Source organism: Paenibacillus sp. FSL L8-0663 (assembly GCF_038008125.1).
Lineage (GTDB): Bacteria > Bacillota > Bacilli > Paenibacillales > Paenibacillaceae > Paenibacillus > Paenibacillus polymyxa_D.
The window spans coordinates 619,423-635,557 of record NZ_JBBOYM010000001.1; the positions used below are offsets into that span (position 1 = coordinate 619,423).

At 47.1% G+C, this 16,135-nt stretch carries 19 protein-coding genes; 11 read left to right on the forward strand and 8 right to left on the reverse strand.

The annotated features are described in order from the left end of the window. Positions 1-48: 48 nt before the first annotated feature. Positions 49-750, forward strand: coding sequence for a histidine phosphatase family protein (locus MKY75_RS02750; protein ID WP_029515948.1), 702 nt, complete (start codon positions 49-51; stop codon positions 748-750). Between the two features lie 82 nt (positions 751-832). Here MKY75_RS02750 and mscL read toward each other — a convergent pair whose 3' ends face one another. After that, complete coding sequence (gene mscL, locus MKY75_RS02755) at positions 833-1,327, reverse strand: large conductance mechanosensitive channel protein MscL (RefSeq protein ID WP_039270406.1); 495 nt, start codon at positions 1,325-1,327, stop codon at positions 833-835. 151 nt (positions 1,328-1,478) lie between these two features. On the opposite strand from mscL, the gene MKY75_RS02760 reads away from it, so the two are divergent. Together MKY75_RS02760 and MKY75_RS02765 are read left to right on the forward strand one after the other, a co-directional pair. Continuing rightward, positions 1,479-1,922 (forward strand): carboxymuconolactone decarboxylase family protein, encoded by a 444-nt coding sequence (locus MKY75_RS02760; protein WP_039270408.1) that lies wholly within the window; start codon positions 1,479-1,481, stop codon positions 1,920-1,922. An 18-nt stretch (positions 1,923-1,940) separates the two neighbouring features. Continuing rightward, positions 1,941-2,894: a sigma-70 family RNA polymerase sigma factor gene (locus MKY75_RS02765; RefSeq protein ID WP_165148148.1), complete on the forward strand. Its 954-nt coding sequence runs from the start codon at positions 1,941-1,943 to the stop codon at positions 2,892-2,894. A 184-nt stretch (positions 2,895-3,078) separates the two neighbouring features. Here MKY75_RS02765 and MKY75_RS02770 read toward each other — a convergent pair whose 3' ends face one another. The 5 genes from MKY75_RS02770 to MKY75_RS02790 form a co-directional block, all read right to left on the reverse strand. Beyond that, positions 3,079-3,417, reverse strand: a complete 339-nt coding sequence (locus tag MKY75_RS02770) for a DUF4870 domain-containing protein (RefSeq protein ID WP_029515944.1) — start codon at positions 3,415-3,417, stop codon at positions 3,079-3,081. Between the two features lie 258 nt (positions 3,418-3,675). Further along, on the reverse strand, positions 3,676-4,359 hold the full coding sequence (locus MKY75_RS02775) for an MOSC domain-containing protein (RefSeq protein WP_029515943.1): 684 nt from the start codon (positions 4,357-4,359) through the stop codon (positions 3,676-3,678). 554 nt (positions 4,360-4,913) lie between these two features. Continuing rightward, positions 4,914-5,195 carry a hypothetical protein gene (locus tag MKY75_RS02780; RefSeq protein ID WP_029515942.1) on the reverse strand — a complete coding sequence of 94 codons (282 nt, stop codon included), beginning with the start codon at positions 5,193-5,195 and terminating at the stop codon, positions 4,914-4,916. A gap of 30 nt (positions 5,196-5,225) precedes the next feature. Beyond that, complete coding sequence (locus tag MKY75_RS02785; protein ID WP_340884243.1) at positions 5,226-6,377, reverse strand: MGDG synthase family glycosyltransferase; 1,152 nt, start codon at positions 6,375-6,377, stop codon at positions 5,226-5,228. Between the two features lie 44 nt (positions 6,378-6,421). Further along, positions 6,422-7,459 carry a serine hydrolase domain-containing protein gene (locus tag MKY75_RS02790; protein WP_029515940.1) on the reverse strand — a complete coding sequence of 346 codons (1,038 nt, stop codon included), beginning with the start codon at positions 7,457-7,459 and terminating at the stop codon, positions 6,422-6,424. Between the two features lie 364 nt (positions 7,460-7,823). Here MKY75_RS02790 and MKY75_RS02795 point away from each other — a divergent pair, with 364 nt between their 5' ends. The 3 genes from MKY75_RS02795 to MKY75_RS02805 all read left to right on the forward strand — a co-directional run bounded on the left by MKY75_RS02795 (position 7,824) and on the right by MKY75_RS02805 (position 10,005). Continuing rightward, the gene (locus tag MKY75_RS02795) at positions 7,824-8,012 is read left to right on the forward strand and encodes a hypothetical protein (RefSeq protein WP_007428354.1); all 189 of its coding nucleotides are present in this window, start codon (positions 7,824-7,826) and stop codon (positions 8,010-8,012) included. A 105-nt stretch (positions 8,013-8,117) separates the two neighbouring features. Then, positions 8,118-8,900: a type I methionyl aminopeptidase gene (gene map / locus MKY75_RS02800; protein ID WP_340884244.1), complete on the forward strand. Its 783-nt coding sequence runs from the start codon at positions 8,118-8,120 to the stop codon at positions 8,898-8,900. 592 nt (positions 8,901-9,492) lie between these two features. Further along, positions 9,493-10,005 carry a GNAT family N-acetyltransferase gene (locus MKY75_RS02805; RefSeq protein WP_165148151.1) on the forward strand — a complete coding sequence of 171 codons (513 nt, stop codon included), beginning with the start codon at positions 9,493-9,495 and terminating at the stop codon, positions 10,003-10,005. Here MKY75_RS02805 and MKY75_RS02810 read toward each other — a convergent pair. Both MKY75_RS02810 and MKY75_RS02815 read right to left on the reverse strand, forming a co-directional pair. After that, a complete protein-coding gene (locus MKY75_RS02810) occupies positions 9,994-11,253 on the reverse strand; it encodes a DUF438 domain-containing protein (protein WP_029515937.1) in 1,260 nt (419 codons plus the stop codon). The genes MKY75_RS02805 and MKY75_RS02810 overlap by 12 nt on opposite strands. A 14-nt stretch (positions 11,254-11,267) precedes the next feature. Then, positions 11,268-11,495, reverse strand: a complete 228-nt coding sequence (locus MKY75_RS02815; RefSeq protein ID WP_029515936.1) for a DUF1858 domain-containing protein — start codon at positions 11,493-11,495, stop codon at positions 11,268-11,270. A gap of 235 nt (positions 11,496-11,730) precedes the next feature. On the opposite strand from MKY75_RS02815, the gene MKY75_RS02820 reads away from it, so the two are divergent. The 5 genes from MKY75_RS02820 (at position 11,731) to MKY75_RS02840 (ending at position 16,087) form a co-directional block, all read left to right on the forward strand. Continuing rightward, entirely contained in the window at positions 11,731-12,450 is a 720-nt protein-coding gene (locus tag MKY75_RS02820) for a hypothetical protein (protein ID WP_340884245.1), read from the forward strand. A gap of 41 nt (positions 12,451-12,491) precedes the next feature. Then, on the forward strand, positions 12,492-12,893 hold the full coding sequence (locus tag MKY75_RS02825; RefSeq protein ID WP_039270421.1) for a GntR family transcriptional regulator: 402 nt from the start codon (positions 12,492-12,494) through the stop codon (positions 12,891-12,893). 74 nt (positions 12,894-12,967) lie between these two features. Then, positions 12,968-13,870, forward strand: a complete 903-nt coding sequence (locus MKY75_RS02830; protein ID WP_165148414.1) for an ATP-binding cassette domain-containing protein — start codon at positions 12,968-12,970, stop codon at positions 13,868-13,870. 2 nt (positions 13,871-13,872) lie between these two features. Then, positions 13,873-14,775: an ABC transporter ATP-binding protein gene (locus MKY75_RS02835; protein ID WP_029515932.1), complete on the forward strand. Its 903-nt coding sequence runs from the start codon at positions 13,873-13,875 to the stop codon at positions 14,773-14,775. Further along, positions 14,768-16,087: an ABC transporter permease gene (locus MKY75_RS02840; RefSeq protein WP_069010900.1), complete on the forward strand. Its 1,320-nt coding sequence runs from the start codon at positions 14,768-14,770 to the stop codon at positions 16,085-16,087. Before MKY75_RS02835 ends, MKY75_RS02840 begins: the two co-directional genes overlap by 8 nt. Positions 16,088-16,135: the final 48 nt, after the last annotated feature.

The window sequence follows — 16,135 nt, forward strand, 5'->3', positions numbered from 1 at the left end:
AATGAGATAAAGCGATCCTGTCGCCATTCATAGGAACGGAGAACAATGATGAGATTGTATATTATCCGACACGCAGACCCCGATTACCCCAACAACACCATAACGCCGGAGGGGCATTTGGAAGCCCAGGCACTAGCCAAGCGGCTTTCCAGTCACGGACTGGATCGAATTTATGCCTCTCCTTTGGGGAGGGCTTTGGATACGATGCGCTACACCGCCGACTCTCTGGGTATGACTCATGAAGTAGAACACTGGACGCAGGAGCTGGCTCTAAAGCTGGAGGAAACCCCATACGGCCGTCTTTCCCATTGGGATTTGCCTGGTGAAGTGATCCGTTCCGAGTTGCCCCTGCCGACTCATGACTCTTGGCAGGAGATTTCCTATTATCAGGGAACGCAAAGCCCTGAAACCTTCGAGCGGCTGAAGCTTCATTCCGATGAGTTCCTGAAACGGCAAGGCTTTGAGCGGGTGGAGGGCAGGTACCGGATTCTGAAGCACACTGAAGATCAGGTGGCGGTATTTTGTCATGGCGGCTTCGGGCTGACCTGGCTTGCTCATCTGTTGGAGTTGCCATTGGCCTTGGTCTGGTCCGGTTTTTGGATGCCGCCTAGCTCCGTAACCACGATCTTGTTTGATGAGCGCTCCCAAGAATGGGCAGTTCCCCGTTGCATCGGCTTCGGTGATGTTTCCCATCTGTACGCTGAGGGCTTGCCCGTTAGACCCCGTGGCATTATCACCAATTTCAACTAATTGAATTTTCCATACATGCCAAAACGGCTTAAGACGATAGAGCGTCTTAAGCCGTTTATTGTAGTCATATAAGTGGGTTGAGTCAGCGTGCTTCCACGTACCCTTCCAGCTTGGAAGTGCAATGTGCGCAACGGGTAGCGGCTACAGGAATTTCGGATAGGCAATGTGGACATTCCTTGATCGTTTTTTCCTGAGGAGGTTTTTCTTCCTCTTTGCGTTTCAGCATGTTAATCCCTTTGACCAGCATGAACACACAGAAGGCCACGATCAGAAAGTCCAGCAGGACGTTAATGAACTGACCATAGGCGAGGACCGCGATCCCTGCTTCTTTGGCCTGTGCCAAAGTCTTGCGTGTACCGTCACCATTTAAAGGCTCAGCAGCTTGTAAAGCTACATACAAATCTGGAAAATTCATACCTCCCAGAAGCTTACCAATCGGAGGCATAATAATATCGTTTACCACAGAAGTGACAATTTTGCCAAACGCTCCACCGATGATAACACCGACCGCAAGGTCAATCACGTTACCCCGTACAGCGAATTCCTTAAATTCTTTTATAATACCTTTTCCGCTCATGTGAGTGCTCACCTTCTTTGCATAAAATCATTTATCTATAATACATGCTATGTCAATTGAGGGCAATTCCCAATTGATGTATTGCACTTTGTCACAAAATCACATGTTCATTTGTCTTCTATATGTAAACCAATAATGGAGGCGATGTATCGTGAGTTTAAGATTCAATCACAGAACAGTGAGTCCTAGTACGTTCAAGGCGATGATGGAGATGGAGAAATATATTTCCGGTCGTTTTACAGACAAAGTATTGTACGAACTACTGAAAATTAGAGTATCCCAAATCAATGGATGTTCCTATTGTCTGGATATGCATGCGAAGGATCTGCTCAAGCTGGGGGATTATGCTGACCACATTTTGCAGCTAGCCTTATGGCGGGAGGTTCCTTTGTTCACGGAAAAAGAACGTGTTATGCTTGAATTAGCCGAAGCGGTTACTCGTATCTCAGAACAAGGGGTACCTACAGATTTGTATAATCGGGTCAGAGAGCATTTTACCGAGGAAGAATACGTAGATTTGATAACCGCAGTTAACGTGATTAACAGTTGGAACCGGATTGCAATTGCAACGGGCATGTATCCGGGCATTCTTTAATGAACAGGGGGCTATGCTTTGTCTGGCAAAGAACATAGAATTGAACAAGAATCGGTGGATGTAAGTCTGGAAGAGCTGTATCAGAAATATCGCAAATATTCTTTTGCCATTGCTTATCGCATGCTTGGAACGGTTACAGATGCCGAGGATGTCGTTCAAGACTGCTTTGTCGAGCTGAAGGATAAGCCCCTGGATAATATACACAATCCCAAAGCCTATGTGGCCAAAATGACGATGAATCGGTGCCTGAATCTACTGAACTCTGCACGTAAGCAAAGAGAGACATATGTAGGACAGTGGCTGCCGGAGCCGTTGGGTGAAAGCGCAGATCTCCCTGCGGATTGGTTAGAGCGTAAAGATATGATATCTTACGCTTTTCTGGTTTTGCTGGAGCAGCTAAAGCCGATAGAGCGGGCTGTTTTTGTGCTGAGGGAAGCTTTTCAATATGATTACAAAGATATTGCGGAATTGCTGGGGAAGACGGAGAGCAACTGTCGTCAGTTGTTCAGTCGCTCCCGTCGTATTCTATCTTCCGGAGAATCTGCTCTTGAGGCTCAGTCCAGTCGCAATGTGAATAACTCATCCCGAATAAAACTACTAGAACGTTTTACAACAGCTTTTCTTGCCTACGATGTGACTGCTATGCTGGAACTACTGGCTGAACAACCTGTATTTGTGTCAGATGGCGGAGGTAATGTGCATACGGTGATGAAGCCGATGGTTGTACGCAAAGGTGTTCTTGCCCTGTTGACTTCTCGTCGGGTATTAACCGTTTTACGAGAAAGAGATGTGTTCCATACCGTCATCAATGGCGAGGTCCAGCTGGCATTTCTGGAAGACGGAAAAGTGAGAGAAACCTTATGTCTCATACTGACACCGGACGGGGAGCATATTCAGAATTTTTATTTAATGGTTAATCCAGATAAGCTGGGACACATCCATATAGACGAGGATTTTGCAAAAATCCCATAAGCGACTTCCAATGAATAAGATATAGATCGAAATGGTTTAGTTCGTCTATATCTTGCACTCCGGAGCGACTGGAATCGAATTTTTCAAAATCCTGATAGGACAGAAGAAGCTAGTGTAAAAAAATGAACTGCCCAAACATAAAAAACCTTGATTCCTTGCTTAGGATCAAGGTTTTTTGCTGTTTTCATAACTGCCGGGCTTGATGAAGAGCCAGATCGCCTATCCAGGGAAGCTTGAGCCACTTTCCTTGTCCCGCACGAATTAACAAGATAATCCACAAGGCAAGGCCTGCCAGCGTTAGCAGGGAAGCGAAGAAAGGACCGAGTAGGGGGATGAATCCTACCAGCACATGTCCGATCATGAGGGCTACAAAAAGAAGTATGGATTGCAGTGCGTGAAATAATACGAATCGGCTTTTCTTTTCCAGCATGACAAAGGCCAGCGCGCCAATAAAGGCGAACAAATAGCACAGGACAGCTGCTATATTTTCATCCAATCCTGTGGAAGACTTATAGACTGACATGTCAGGCATATCCTCCTTTATAAAAGATTCAAGCTAAGTCTCCGTACTATACAAGCTATGAGGACAGGATTGAAGGATATGCCCGATCACGGTAAAAAAATTGGCTCTACACAAAGGATAAGCGGTCAAGCGAATGGATATACTCGAATTTGGCGATAACCTTTGGACTGCGCTTCTGTCGCATCGCCCACAAGCTTCGCAGATTCGATGTTCGAATGCAGCCAGACGAGCTTGCAGACTCATTGAACCACTTCCATCTTACGAATTGCCTGATAGTCTTTCCCGAGAATCCGTTTCGGTTCCCGCCAAACGTTTTAGAAACGTATTTCTCCAGTTTAAGGACAATTCTTCCACTTCGAGAATTTGCTTAATACCCTCGATATGATTCTTCTCTTGATGCATAATTCGATTGGCAAATGAAACCGTAATTGCTTTCGGATGGCGATGAAGGAGGGATAGTCCGTCGGCTTTAGAGGCAACTCCCTCTTCCAAAACGCGGAAGTAGAATCCCGTGTGGCCTGTTTGCTGTACCTTCAAGGGCATGTCCGGTACGCCGTACTTGATGGACAACTTGTAGCAAGGCTGTCTCGGTTGGCTAACTTGAACGATAGCTTTGCCAAGCTTAAAGACGTCTCCAATGCAAACGTCGGATTCTAGCAAACCCTTTATCGTTAAATTTTCCCCGAACGCGCCGTAATCGAGCGGTCTCCGCAATTCATTTTCCCAGAACGGATAGTGCTCGTAGGGATAGACGCATACAGCTTTCTCTTTACCCCCGTGATGAACTAGATCGCCCTGCCCATCCCCTTCGAAGTTTAGATAAGATAAATACAAATATTCATCTGTGGCCGACTTGAATATCCCCGTAGAAACGTTCTTCTGATTAAACTGGATCTGCTTGGGCATGCCGACATTAAGTGAAAGGATTTTAATAGATGCCATTCGGATCACCCCTACTCCAAATTTTGGTCAACGAGTTTTGCTAGATGCTTCTATATACCGCGTTCCTGCATATGTTCGCCCGCCTGAAGCGAGAATTTCTATGATGACTACGCCTTATTACATTTCGGTAATTCCTCTTTTGACTCTGTTCGTCCTCGTTTCCATTTTACACTCCTCTATGCGCTATTTGCGAATTTTCGATGAGTCTCCGTTAATGGGATAGAGTCCTTTTTGGGCAACTCATCGTTCCGGGAGCGATTTCTCGTTCGAACATACCCGATCTCGGTAAAAAAATGAATTAGAGAATGTGTATAAAAATACGAAAAAGGCTGAACGAAAAGAATTCGTTCAGCCTTTTAAACGGTTATGCACATGTTTTGCACATGTTGTATACACTTTATCCACCACATATTAATGTTTATCCACAGAAATAACATTATTTATACACAAGTTGTGCACAATCTGTAGATAATATTACGATAATTTATACTTTGCACACAGTTTGTCCACAAACTATCAACATATTGGGTGTAATTGTGGATATACTTTCGTAATTATCGGTCACCAGTTTTTAAATGGCGGCGTGGATGTGTGATTTTACCCATTTTATTCTTGTCATCCTCTTTGGGGATAAGTCGTTCATCGGTACGTCCCTCGTGATGGTTATCAAAGGCATATTCGGTCATTTTCCACTCGGAAGTACCCAAAACTACATCAGCGGGAAAATGCTGGCCTCTGTGCAAATGCTGCTCATGTCCATCCTCATCAATATAAACACCGTCCACTTCTACCTTATCACCCGTTAGTGGGAGTAAATCCTTTCCTTTGCGTTCCATTGGTATCCCCTCCGTATGGCTTATTCTCCGTTAATTTGTCCGGACGGAGGTTCTTTTATCCACAAGCTGATGCAAAATATCCTCGGCAATTTGGTCTGCGGGATGAGGTTTGCGAAGTAGCTTAATCGCCTGCGTCATCTCTTCAGCAAGAGAGGGGATGGAAATCAGGACGAGACAATGCTGAATCAGCTCCTCCGTAGTGCGAGCAATCCGAGCAGCTCCTTTTTGCTGCAAATATAGAGCATTATTTAGCTCCTGACCGGGTACGGGCTTGAACACAAGAATAGGCAAACCGGATGCAATGCTTTCTGAGAGTGTAATGCCGCCCGGCTTCGTAATCACCAGATTGCTCGCACGCATAAGTGCTGGAACAAAGTCCACGAATCCATAGGTGTAAATGTCCGGGTAGTCTGCATACAGCGCATCCAATTCTGCCTTCAGTTGCTGGTTACGACCGCAGACGATGAGTAGCCGCAACTGAGGAACCTGGCTTAATTGCTGACAGATATCCATTATGCCGGATAGCACACCATAGGCGCCAGCCATAATGAGTAGCGTAGTAGTCTCAGCCTGTAGCGGTGGGATTAGCTGTTCTTGAACAGGCGCTTCGTCGGCAGACATGTTATAAAAAGAAGCGTGGATCGGAATGCCCGTCGCGGCAATGCGTTCGATCGGTATTCCCCGCTGGGCAGCTTCCTGCTGCATATCCTCAGTGGCTACATAGTAGCGGTCAATATCGGGATGCAGCCAGCGCCCATGCAGATCGAAATCCGTAACCACGTTGACAATCGGCAAATGCATTCCCATTTTGCGACGTAACGCCGGAAGCGCGAGCTGCGGGAATGTATGTACTACGAGGTCGGGCAACTCCTTTTTCAGTGTGAGCGTAAGTTGACGCATTCCGAATGAATGCAACACATGGCCGAAGGCCGATGTAGCCTGCATACCGCGCGTGATGTTATAGACCCATCCGTAAAGCTGTGGAATGGTTTTGAAGCTTTGCATATATACAAATTTGGTCAGACTGTTCAACCAGGGATGAGATTCAGCCATTAGGTCAAGTAGTCGTACCTCGCAGTGTCCGAGTCTTCGCAAACTGTTCTTAATTGCCCGGGCGGCCTGTACATGGCCTTCCCCGTAACTGGCGTACAATATTAGAATTTTTGGTGGTGAGACTTCCATGATTGTTTAGCCCCCTATATTCAATAAGCACATTGAAGCTCATTTCAGGAACGTTCCAAGTTGAGGGAGGATACGGCTGGCAAAACGTAACGCTCCAGCAGTGTTCGCGGATTTTTCCAACGGCTCACCTTGCTGTCTGCTGTAAATACCGCGACTGCGTTCGCTTCTGGCACAAGATAAATTTGCTGTCCTCCATGTCCGTGTGCACACGCGTAGTTGATGCCGTGGAGTCGTCCTGTCCACCATTGGAATCCGTAATCCCCGAATTCTGGATAGCCTTCGACCTGTCGCTGTGTCGCCTGATGCAGCCAATCGGCCGGTATCAATTCTTTTCCGTTCCAGCTGCCTTGATGAAGGCAGCAGTCGCCGAATTTAGCCATGTCACGCGATGTCAGATATAGCCCGATATGTCCCATGGTGTAGCCCTCTGGATCTTGTGCCCAACCACTTCTCCCAAAACCTAAGGGTTCGAACAGATGCTGGAGAGCGTACGTATAGGCGTCAATCCCACAACAATGGGTCAGTAGCACGGACAGCAAGTGCGAGTCAACACTGCGATATTGGAATACACCGAGTTGATCCTCCTGTACAGGTAAGCGCAGGGCAAAGGACGGCCAGCTTTTGCTGCGATGAAAACGGTGGATAAAAGCTTCTCCGAGCTTTTTGCCTGTCTGCCAATACAAGCCGGATGTCATGGTCAACAGATGGCGAATCGTAATCTGCTCTAGCAGTGTTTCCTTCCGCCTAGGTAAATACTCAGGCAACAGCTTATGTACAGCCGTCTCTGGCCCGGGCATATCACCGCGAGCCATAGCTATGCCGATGAGCGTGGAAGTGAAGCTTTTGGTCGCGGATCGCAAATCGTTCAGAGAGCTTGCTTCATGACCGTTGTAATAGCGTTCCCAGATCAGTTTACCGTGGCGCAGCAGCAGGAAGCTGTGCATTTTAGGAAACTTGGCTTGAACTTCACGGTCTGCCTGATCAAGTAAGGAGGCATTGATGCCCTCCTCTTCACAAGTTCCTATGTTCAGGGCAGACATACGGGCAACAGGTGCAGTGAACAGCGGAGCATAGCGGCTCATCCTTTTCCCTCCTTGTTATGTTTATTTATTTTACCCCAAACACATACACTCCAAAAACCGATAAATAAGGTATACCCTCTGTGCAACAGCTGATGTAGTACCCCAAATGACATGATGCGTAAAAGATAGGTAAAATCAATGTAAATTTACTGGAAAGCTGAAAGCTGTATCTGAATATGTTATAATGGGGTAGTGATTCAGCCAAAAGAAAATCGGTTAATACAAGTGTCAGGTACATGCCTGCCTAAGGCGTTCCCGACCTAAGCTGCAATTAGACATACTACTTCACTGCATAAGGACATCAATACTTTTCGGCATTCTCTTCAACGGAGCACTTATTTTCAACGTTTTGGGAGGGAGTTACATGGCAACGAAAGGTCACAATGAAGTAAAGGAAAGTCTGCGGGAAATGACTCGAATTTTCCGGCCTAAGGATCCCAAAAAATTTGTAAAGGAATATGTGCGAAAATACCGGATTACAGGAGGGTATGAGGAAGAGTTGACCATGGTGGTGGAAAACGAACTCGGTCGCATAAATTCTTCAGTATCTTAAAGGGTTCGATTACCCGAAAAACTAGAAATACGACTTTTATAAACCGTCTATCCACAGAGGAGACGGTTTTTTTGTGTCTGCCCTGCATACAATGGGATAGATTTAGTGTATTTGTATGCTCAAAGGAGGCGGATTCCAATAGAGATAGCGATACGAACACCGGAGGAAATCGGCTACATGAGGGAGGCCGGGCGTATTTTAGCAGATTGTCATCGTACGCTGGAAAGTCGTATTCTTCCGGGAATCACAACGCTTGAAATCGACGCTTGGGTGGAGCAGTTTTTAAACAAGCGCGGAGCCACGCCTGAACAAAAGGGCTATAAAGGTTTCCCTTATGCCACCTGCGCTTCGGTCAATGAGGTGGTGTGCCATGGTTTTCCCTCGGAGCGGGTGCTTCATGATGGGGATATTGTGACCATCGACATTGTGGTTAACAAGGACGGTTGGCTGGCTGACCGAGGATGGACCTATGCGGTAGGTAACATTAGCCGCCCGGTAGCGAGACTGTTGCGGCAGACCCATAAGGCACTGATGGGCGGTATAGAGGTTGCCCGCCCGGGGAGGACATTGGGGGATATCGGGCATGCTGTGGAAAAAGCGGCAGGCTGGCGGCGGTTCGGCAACGTCAAGCCTCTGATCGGGCATGGCATTGGCCGCCAAATGCATGAGCCGCCAGAGGTTCTGCACTACGGTCGTCCCAAAACGGGATTACCCCTGCGCGAAGGGATGGTGATTACCATCGAGCCGGTATTTACCCTAGGAACCGAGGGGGCCGTGCTCTGGGGGGACGATGGCTGGACCATCAGCACAGCAGACGGCAGTTGGGGAGCCCAATACGAGCACACGATTGCGATTACAAAGAACGGCCCTTATATTTTGACCTCGTAAAAGCGAGTTGTGCCATAGGGAGTCAATGTGCGGGTCCTTTGCATAAGGCTCTCTAGGTAAGTTTTTTTCAGGATGATGCATTCATCGGAAACAGCCATCACAATTCCCGCCACTTTGCCGTCCAGTCCTGGAAAAAAGCAGATACAGAGAATAAGCGCGAGAATTGCAAAGCTACAGAAAACAGCCTACCGATAAAGATAGGTTTGGTAGCATCACGATAATACGTATGGACGAGCTGAATGTCATCCATGCCGTTCGGTGCTTGTTAATAATAAGTCCCTGATATATGTTACGGACAGCTACCCATATGTATAGTAAAGTAAGAACCTGAAATACGTTCTTGGTAGGTTCGATCAATTCGGGGACACACCAAATACATATTGAAAGACCAGATTGCCTACGGGCGTCAACCCGATACTCCAGCCTATGATCAATACAGCTACAGCCACGAACGTACATAAAATGAAACAATTTTATTCAAGTCGAATCCTTCAGGAATGAATGAATAGCAGTGAACATTTTTATTATAGATCAAGATTCGGATCGTCGGTATATGGAAAGTATAATATTGGAAACTAGGAGTGGAACTCACATGATCATCAGGGAAGCAACGATATCAGATGCCGAGGGCATCGCCAAGGTGCACGTAGATTGCTGGAGGACGACGTACAAAGAAATAATGCCTGCCCAGGTTTTGGAACAGCTTTCCTATGAGCAAAGAACAAAACTGTGGAATGCGAATCTATCCAGTGAAGACGGTCATCGGGTATATGTTGCTGAAAATGAGAAGGGGGAAATCATCGGATTTGTGAGTGGGGGTCCGGAAAAGTCAGGTGAATATCCCCCGTATGGGGGAGAAATAACGGCAATTTACGTTTTGAGTGAATACCATAGTTTAGGCTTGGGGAAGAGACTATTTTTACGTCTGCTTCAACATTTCAATAGTATGGATATTCACTCTGTGATCGTATGGGTGCTAGCAGATAATCCAGCATGTACCTTTTATGAAAGGTTGGGAGCCAAACTTATAGTAGAACAACATATTATAAGTTTGGGTGGCAAAAATCTGAACATGGTGGCTTACGGTTGGATACTATTCGGATAGAATACGCTTTTGTCCTTCCAAGGCACGAATGGGTGCGATATTTTGCGTAAATTCCAACGTTCCCAGATAGCGGCCCTCTGCATCACGGATGGCAAAATAACGAATGTAGACAAATTTATCCTTGATTGGAATCCAAAAATCTTCAACATCCTTGCGGCCTGCCTTAAAATCTTCCAGCAGCTTCTCAACGACATGCACGCTTTGGGGTGGGTGGCAATTCTGTACGGTACGACCAATGACGGCTTTCGTGCGCGCGAAGATTCGTTCCTTACCATGGGAAAAATAGCGAACAACATCATTTTCATCGATAAAGGTCAGGTCAACAGGTAGATGGTTCAACAGCAGTTCCAATTGTTGTACGGATACAATCCCTGTCTCGAATCGCACGAAGCCTTGCGGTGTTCCTGATGTGCCTTCCGTTTGCTCAAGGGCTTCTGCAGGCTCCTCTGCCCGTTCGGGTATCCATTCGCGTTCGGGGGCGGTCAGGCAGAATCCAATTTCCTCGCTTTCCCGGGCTATTTTCAGCCATTCATCCTCTGTCAGCTTACTGAGTGCCATCGGCAGCAAAATATTCTCTTCCTTGAATATCATTTCATTTACTTCACTCATGATATGGGCAAGCGCCTTCCCAATCTGTTCACGATCCCCGTTATATTCGGCGAGCAGACTCTTCGCTTCCTTAATCGCGGCACGAATGCCGTCGTCCACACCCCACATGACTTTGGTCGGGCCAAAAATTCCATAGCGTTCTAGATAAGGAAAGACCAAGTTTTCTTTACGACTGTAGTGCTTGTCGAGATCCATTAGCAGACTTAAATCCTCAAGCAGCTTGTAAATAACCTTGGGACTGTCCTCCTTTTGAAATTGCTCTGCATGCAATGCCAACTTAAAGTTGACCAGTCGTTCGATCTCCCGATTTTCCAGCTTGAATGTGTGGACAGGATGTCCCGGTTGTTCCTCCGGTCCTGAAGGACGGTGAATATCCTCGATGGAGCCCTTGAAGATCGAAGTATGCACGGAACAGAGCCGCTGAACTTCCGATACGGGAATTCCCTCCTCGGTCATCAGTGCGTGCTCCATAGCTGAAATTTCCGCCACACTTACTCCGCCAACAGCCTCTGCAAAACGCGCTTTCACCTCTTCGACGCTTTTCCCGGCATGTAATTCTTTTATAATTTCCTTCAGTGTTCGTTGACGTTCTGTTAATTCCTGTGCTGTATGTTCACGGTTGTTAATTAGCTCGCTCATGATCGTTAGCTCCTTTATTTTTGAATGGTAAAACCATGTTGCAAAAACGTGCGTTCCACGGTTTCCATAGCTACTTTTTTCAATGCAATACCTTTGGACAATGTCATAAAACGACCTGCGGTTTGTAACATGCCAGGCTTGGCGATATCATGAAAACCCAGCTCTACCATAATGTCCTTCACTTCGGGATAACGGTTAACAAGGTTAAAAATCGGTTCATCCCAGTGCAGTATCTTATCCATTTGTTCATCCCCTTGATTGAGAACGTTTATCATTTACAGAGTATCATAGGTCCTGACGAGCTATTGTGATTGTACGCACAATTTACATTCAGGTATTGACAGTTGTAATTCATGGTTTATATACTGTGTATAAAGATATATACAGTAATAACACTGATTACTTTAATAATAACTTCGTATGAAGAGAGAACGAGGTCGTCATTACAGGCAGTGCAGAAGGGATCAGGATAAGAAAATGACAATCATCAAGCAGGCATGGAAGATTACCCGGCAGGATTTTCGCAACAATCCATATGTTATGCTGTGGACATTGCTGTTTATTGCGTATTTGGGATTTACCATGAGTTTTGCTGTAAGTGTGCATTGGGATGAACGTGGAAACTTGAGTCCGGTAGCCGATTTTATCATGCTGGTGTTGATTCCGTTTCTCGGATACATTTATAACCGCCGTGCATTTAAATATCTTCAGGAAGATTCCTATACGCATATGCTAGCCTTTTTCCGCACCTTGCCTATACCGATGAATGCGGTGATTATGAGTCGAATTCAACAGGCGCTTTTGGCGTTTGTTGTGAATAGTGTGATATTTTTCACTCTATTGTTTACGTTGTCAGCTACGTTTCGGGTATATGCCAGTACAGGTTTCTTTGTATCGTTTGCACTTACCTGGATAGGCTACGGAATGCTGATTCAAGCCATTTATATTCATGTGGAATTTCTTAAAAAAGGTAAATCCTACTTTTGGCTATCCATTGTCATCATGCTAATTTGTGGGATAGTTACGATTATAGTTCGAGTATGTGGGGCTAATCTGGTATCGATAACGGCATTTTACAGCAAGGAATGGCAGCTGTTGTCTCCGGTGATGTGGGGAGCGCTGCTGGCAGGAGCTCTGGGTATGTGGATGTCCTACAGGGTGACACAGCGTAAGCTTATGAAACGGGATTTAACTTAGCGGTATGTGTACAAAGATAGATAAAAAGGGGGGAGAAGCAGGTGAATATACCAGTGCAAATTGATGAGAATAGCGCGGAACCGCTGTATGCGCAGATTGAAAAGCAACTTCGCTCACTCATCGTAACCGGACAGATTGCAGCGGGAACGCTGCTTCCCTCCATTCGGGAGTTCGCAGGGACGCTCCGCTGCAGCGTCATCACCGTCCGGCGGGTCTATCAGGATTTGGAGAACGAAGGTTTGCTTCGTACCCGGCAGGGAACGGGCACCTTCGTAGCTCTGGTCGAAGACGATAAGCGCTCAGGTTACCGCCTTAAAGCAGTGACCGAGGCGTTGGAAACGGCGATTGACACAGGCATCGCTGTACAGATGACAGAACAGGAATTGTTGGAGCTTTTCGCAGAAATGGTGAAGAGAAGGTATGAAGTCCAAGTGAAGGAGTGACGCCCGTGAAAAACGATGTAAACCATCATGTGGAAGTTCCTACGGGGATACAGATAAAAACACCCATTATTGAGATGAGCCAAGTCTATAAAACTCGAGGTAACCGGGAAATTGGACCGATTAATCTAACCATTGAACCGGGATATGTAGTCGCTTTGGCTGGACATAACGGATCGGGCAAAAGTACATTGATTCATCTGCTGACTCAGCTTATCCACCCGGATTCCGGTGAAATACGTTGGTTCGGTCAAGCGTATCCGGACGGCATGCCGGCAGATACACGACAATGGGTTGGGTATATGTCAGAGCAGCCGACCCGTGAGGAAGATCGACTCACAGCAGAAGCAGCAGCGGCGTTTCGAGCCTTGTGGTATCCCGGCTGGGATGAAACACGTTTTCAGCGTCTGATGGAACGATTTCAGGTTCCTCAGCATACGAAATTATCGCGCATGTCCAAGGGAGAGCGCCGTAAGTTTGAACTGGCTGCAGCCTTGGCGCCTCACCCTCGTTTGTTGCTGCTGGATGAGCCTTCGTCGGGTTTAGACCCTTTTGCCTGGAAAATCATGCTGGAGGAACTGCGGGATTGTATGGAGAACGGCAAAACGACGGTCATTATTGCCACTCATATCATAGACGAGATTAAGCGTTTGGCGGATTATATTGTCCTGATGCATGATGGCAGGCTGCTCGGCAAGCTGGAAAAAGACCATTTGCTCGAAAATAGCAAAGAAATGTGGTTTGAAGGCACACCGGAGGAGGCATCGGAACTTCCGGGTGTTGTAGAGATGGAGAGCGAAGGCGGATTGCAGCGAATTGTAACGTTGGCAGCCGGAGAGACCAGCGCCATCTTGGAACAAGCGGGCATCCGCCCCATCCGTGTGCGGCGTTTGGAACTGGATGATATTTTAGTACATTGGTCTGCGGGACAACTATCAGAAGATGCGGAGACATACACGCAGAAAAAAGGAGCGGAGTAATCATGAACATGCTGGAATTGAAAGAGGTCGTGAAGCAATATGGGAACCACACGGCGGTGAACGGAATTTCGCTGAATGTGAACGGTGGGGAGATTTACGGACTACTGGGAGGCAATGGAGCAGGCAAAACGACAACGATGCGCATGGTGCTCGGTCTGATTTACCCTGATGGAGGTAACATTCAATATGAGGGCAAGCCCTACAGCAAGGAGCTTCAGCGGACGATGGGCTATTTGCCCGAGGAGCGAGGGTTGTACCCCAAGGTGAAGGTGAGCGAGCAAATTAACTATTTGGGCAGGTTGCGCGGAATGTCGGCTAAGGAGGCGGACAAAAGTCTACGCTACTGGCTGGAGCGCTTTGGAGTGCCCGAATATTACGACAAGCGGATTGAGGAGCTATCCAAGGGAAATCAGCAGAAAATGGGCTTTATTGCCGCCGTTGTGCATCGCCCGACGCTGCTCATTTTGGATGAGGCCTTTAGTGGGCTTGATCCGGTAAACGTTGAATTGCTTAAGGATACGGTGAAAGAGCTGCGGGACGATGGGGCTGCGATTTTATTCTCGACCCACCGCATGGAGCATGTGGAGGAACTGTGCCGCCATATTACGATTTTGCATCGCTCAAATACAGTTGTGCAGGGAAGTGTGCAGGAGATTAAGGGCCGTTACCCGCGTGAAAAAGTTCGTCTCATCACTACAGGTGAAGTGAACGGACTGGAACAGCTGCCCGGCGTGCGCCGTGTAGAGCCTATGGATCGCGGCTGGATGCTGCATATTGAGCAGCCGAATGCGGCGAAGTTGGTATTACAAACGGCGTTGGAGCAAACGGATGTAGAGCATTTTGAGATCAAGGAACCGACGCTGAACGAGATTTTCATAAGAGAGGTGGGTGATTCCCATGAATAGACTGGGTACGGTAATCGGTTTTACGTTTCGTCAGAAGGCGAGAACCAAATCTTTTATCATTACAACGCTGGTACTGGCCTTGCTCATTACGCTTGGTATGAATCTGCCATATTTGATTTCTTTGTTTAAAGCAGATGGGACAGGAGGTTCGGGCACGACGGCAGCCGAGCATCATCGCTTGGGACTGATTGCCGGGAGCCGGATAGAAGTGGCGAATCAACTGGAGAAATTCACCAAGGAGCAATCCAACCCGGCAGCCATCTGGAAGCGTTATGACAACGTACAAACACCAGCCATGCAGCAAGCCTTGAAAAATGGGGAGCTGCAAGGTTACGTACAGTTCACGGAGCCTACCGACAAGGGAGACACGTTTCCTAAAGTGGAATATGTCTCTGTAGAAAAAGAGCCATCTCCTGCTGTAATTACATTGTTGCAGACGGGACTTCAGGAAGCTAAGGTCAAAGCCATTATGGGCGGCAATGCATTGACCAGTGATCAAATTCGTGAGATTAGCACACCTGTAATAGTGGACAGCAGGGAAGTAGACGGTTCGTCTGAGGCAGGGGGAGCTGTGGGGACAGAGGAAAAAGAGACCTCTATGATTAACTATGGTTTGGTCTATGTACTGATGATTTTATTCTTCACCTCCTCCATGATGACGGGGAATATGATTGCTGCAGAGGTGACATCGGAAAAAAGCTCACGTATCATGGAGATTCTCATCACAAGTGTCTCACCGTTGACCCAGATGTTCGGAAAAATTATCGGCATTTTCCTGGTCGGCCTGCTGCAAATTGCTGTCTTTGCAGCCGCTGTATGTGCCAACCTTATGCTGCCGCATAATAATGTCATTCTTAGCTCAGCCGGGCTGGATCTGTCGCAACTGAATATCGCGGTGTTGGGTTATGGTCTGGTATTCTACATCCTCGGCTACTTTCTCTACGCAGTACTGTTCGCCGCGGTGGGCTCCATTGTTAGCCGTACCGAGGAGTTGGGACAGGCGATCATGCCGATTACCGTGCTGTCACTAGCAGCCTTTTATATCGGTATCTTCAATATCGCCGCATCTGATACGATTTTCGTAAAGGTTGCCGGGTACATCCCATTTTTCTCGCCAACCGTCATGCTGTTGCGGATTGGTCTGGAACGGGCGAGCCTGCTGGAAATCTGGCTGTCACTTGGTATTCTGGTCGCCTCCATTTTGCTGTTCGGTTGGCTGGCCGCCAAGATCTACCGTACGGGTGTCTTAATGTATGGTAAACGTCCTTCGTTCAAAGAGCTAAGAAAAGCTATGAAGGCTTACAAGATTTAAATTTTTAGCAATACATGTGAGTGTGTGGTGTCATAATTAATGAGAATG

What these genes read in the sequence shown, in the direction of transcription:
- MKY75_RS02805 (WP_165148151.1), top strand. Translation starts at nt 9,493, where the DNA reads ATGATCATCAGGGAAGCAACGATATCAGATGCCGAGGGCATCGCCAAG.
- MKY75_RS02830 (WP_165148414.1), top strand. Translation starts at nt 12,968, where the DNA reads ATGAGCCAAGTCTATAAAACTCGAGGTAACCGGGAAATTGGACCGATT.
- mscL (WP_039270406.1), bottom strand. Translation starts at nt 1,327, where the DNA reads ATGAGCGGAAAAGGTATTATAAAAGAATTTAAGGAATTCGCTGTACGG.
- MKY75_RS02820 (WP_340884245.1), top strand. Translation starts at nt 11,731, where the DNA reads ATGACAATCATCAAGCAGGCATGGAAGATTACCCGGCAGGATTTTCGC.
- MKY75_RS02775 (WP_029515943.1), bottom strand. Translation starts at nt 4,359, where the DNA reads ATGGCATCTATTAAAATCCTTTCACTTAATGTCGGCATGCCCAAGCAG.
- MKY75_RS02810 (WP_029515937.1), bottom strand. Translation starts at nt 11,253, where the DNA reads ATGAGCGAGCTAATTAACAACCGTGAACATACAGCACAGGAATTAACA.
- MKY75_RS02790 (WP_029515940.1), bottom strand. Translation starts at nt 7,459, where the DNA reads ATGAGCCGCTATGCTCCGCTGTTCACTGCACCTGTTGCCCGTATGTCT.
- MKY75_RS02795 (WP_007428354.1), top strand. Translation starts at nt 7,824, where the DNA reads ATGGCAACGAAAGGTCACAATGAAGTAAAGGAAAGTCTGCGGGAAATG.
- MKY75_RS02835 (WP_029515932.1), top strand. Translation starts at nt 13,873, where the DNA reads ATGAACATGCTGGAATTGAAAGAGGTCGTGAAGCAATATGGGAACCAC.
- MKY75_RS02770 (WP_029515944.1), bottom strand. Translation starts at nt 3,417, where the DNA reads ATGTCAGTCTATAAGTCTTCCACAGGATTGGATGAAAATATAGCAGCT.
- MKY75_RS02780 (WP_029515942.1), bottom strand. Translation starts at nt 5,195, where the DNA reads ATGGAACGCAAAGGAAAGGATTTACTCCCACTAACGGGTGATAAGGTA.
- MKY75_RS02840 (WP_069010900.1), top strand. Translation starts at nt 14,768, where the DNA reads ATGAATAGACTGGGTACGGTAATCGGTTTTACGTTTCGTCAGAAGGCG.
- MKY75_RS02750 (WP_029515948.1), top strand. Translation starts at nt 49, where the DNA reads ATGAGATTGTATATTATCCGACACGCAGACCCCGATTACCCCAACAAC.
- MKY75_RS02815 (WP_029515936.1), bottom strand. Translation starts at nt 11,495, where the DNA reads ATGGATAAGATACTGCACTGGGATGAACCGATTTTTAACCTTGTTAAC.
- MKY75_RS02785 (WP_340884243.1), bottom strand. Translation starts at nt 6,377, where the DNA reads ATGGAAGTCTCACCACCAAAAATTCTAATATTGTACGCCAGTTACGGG.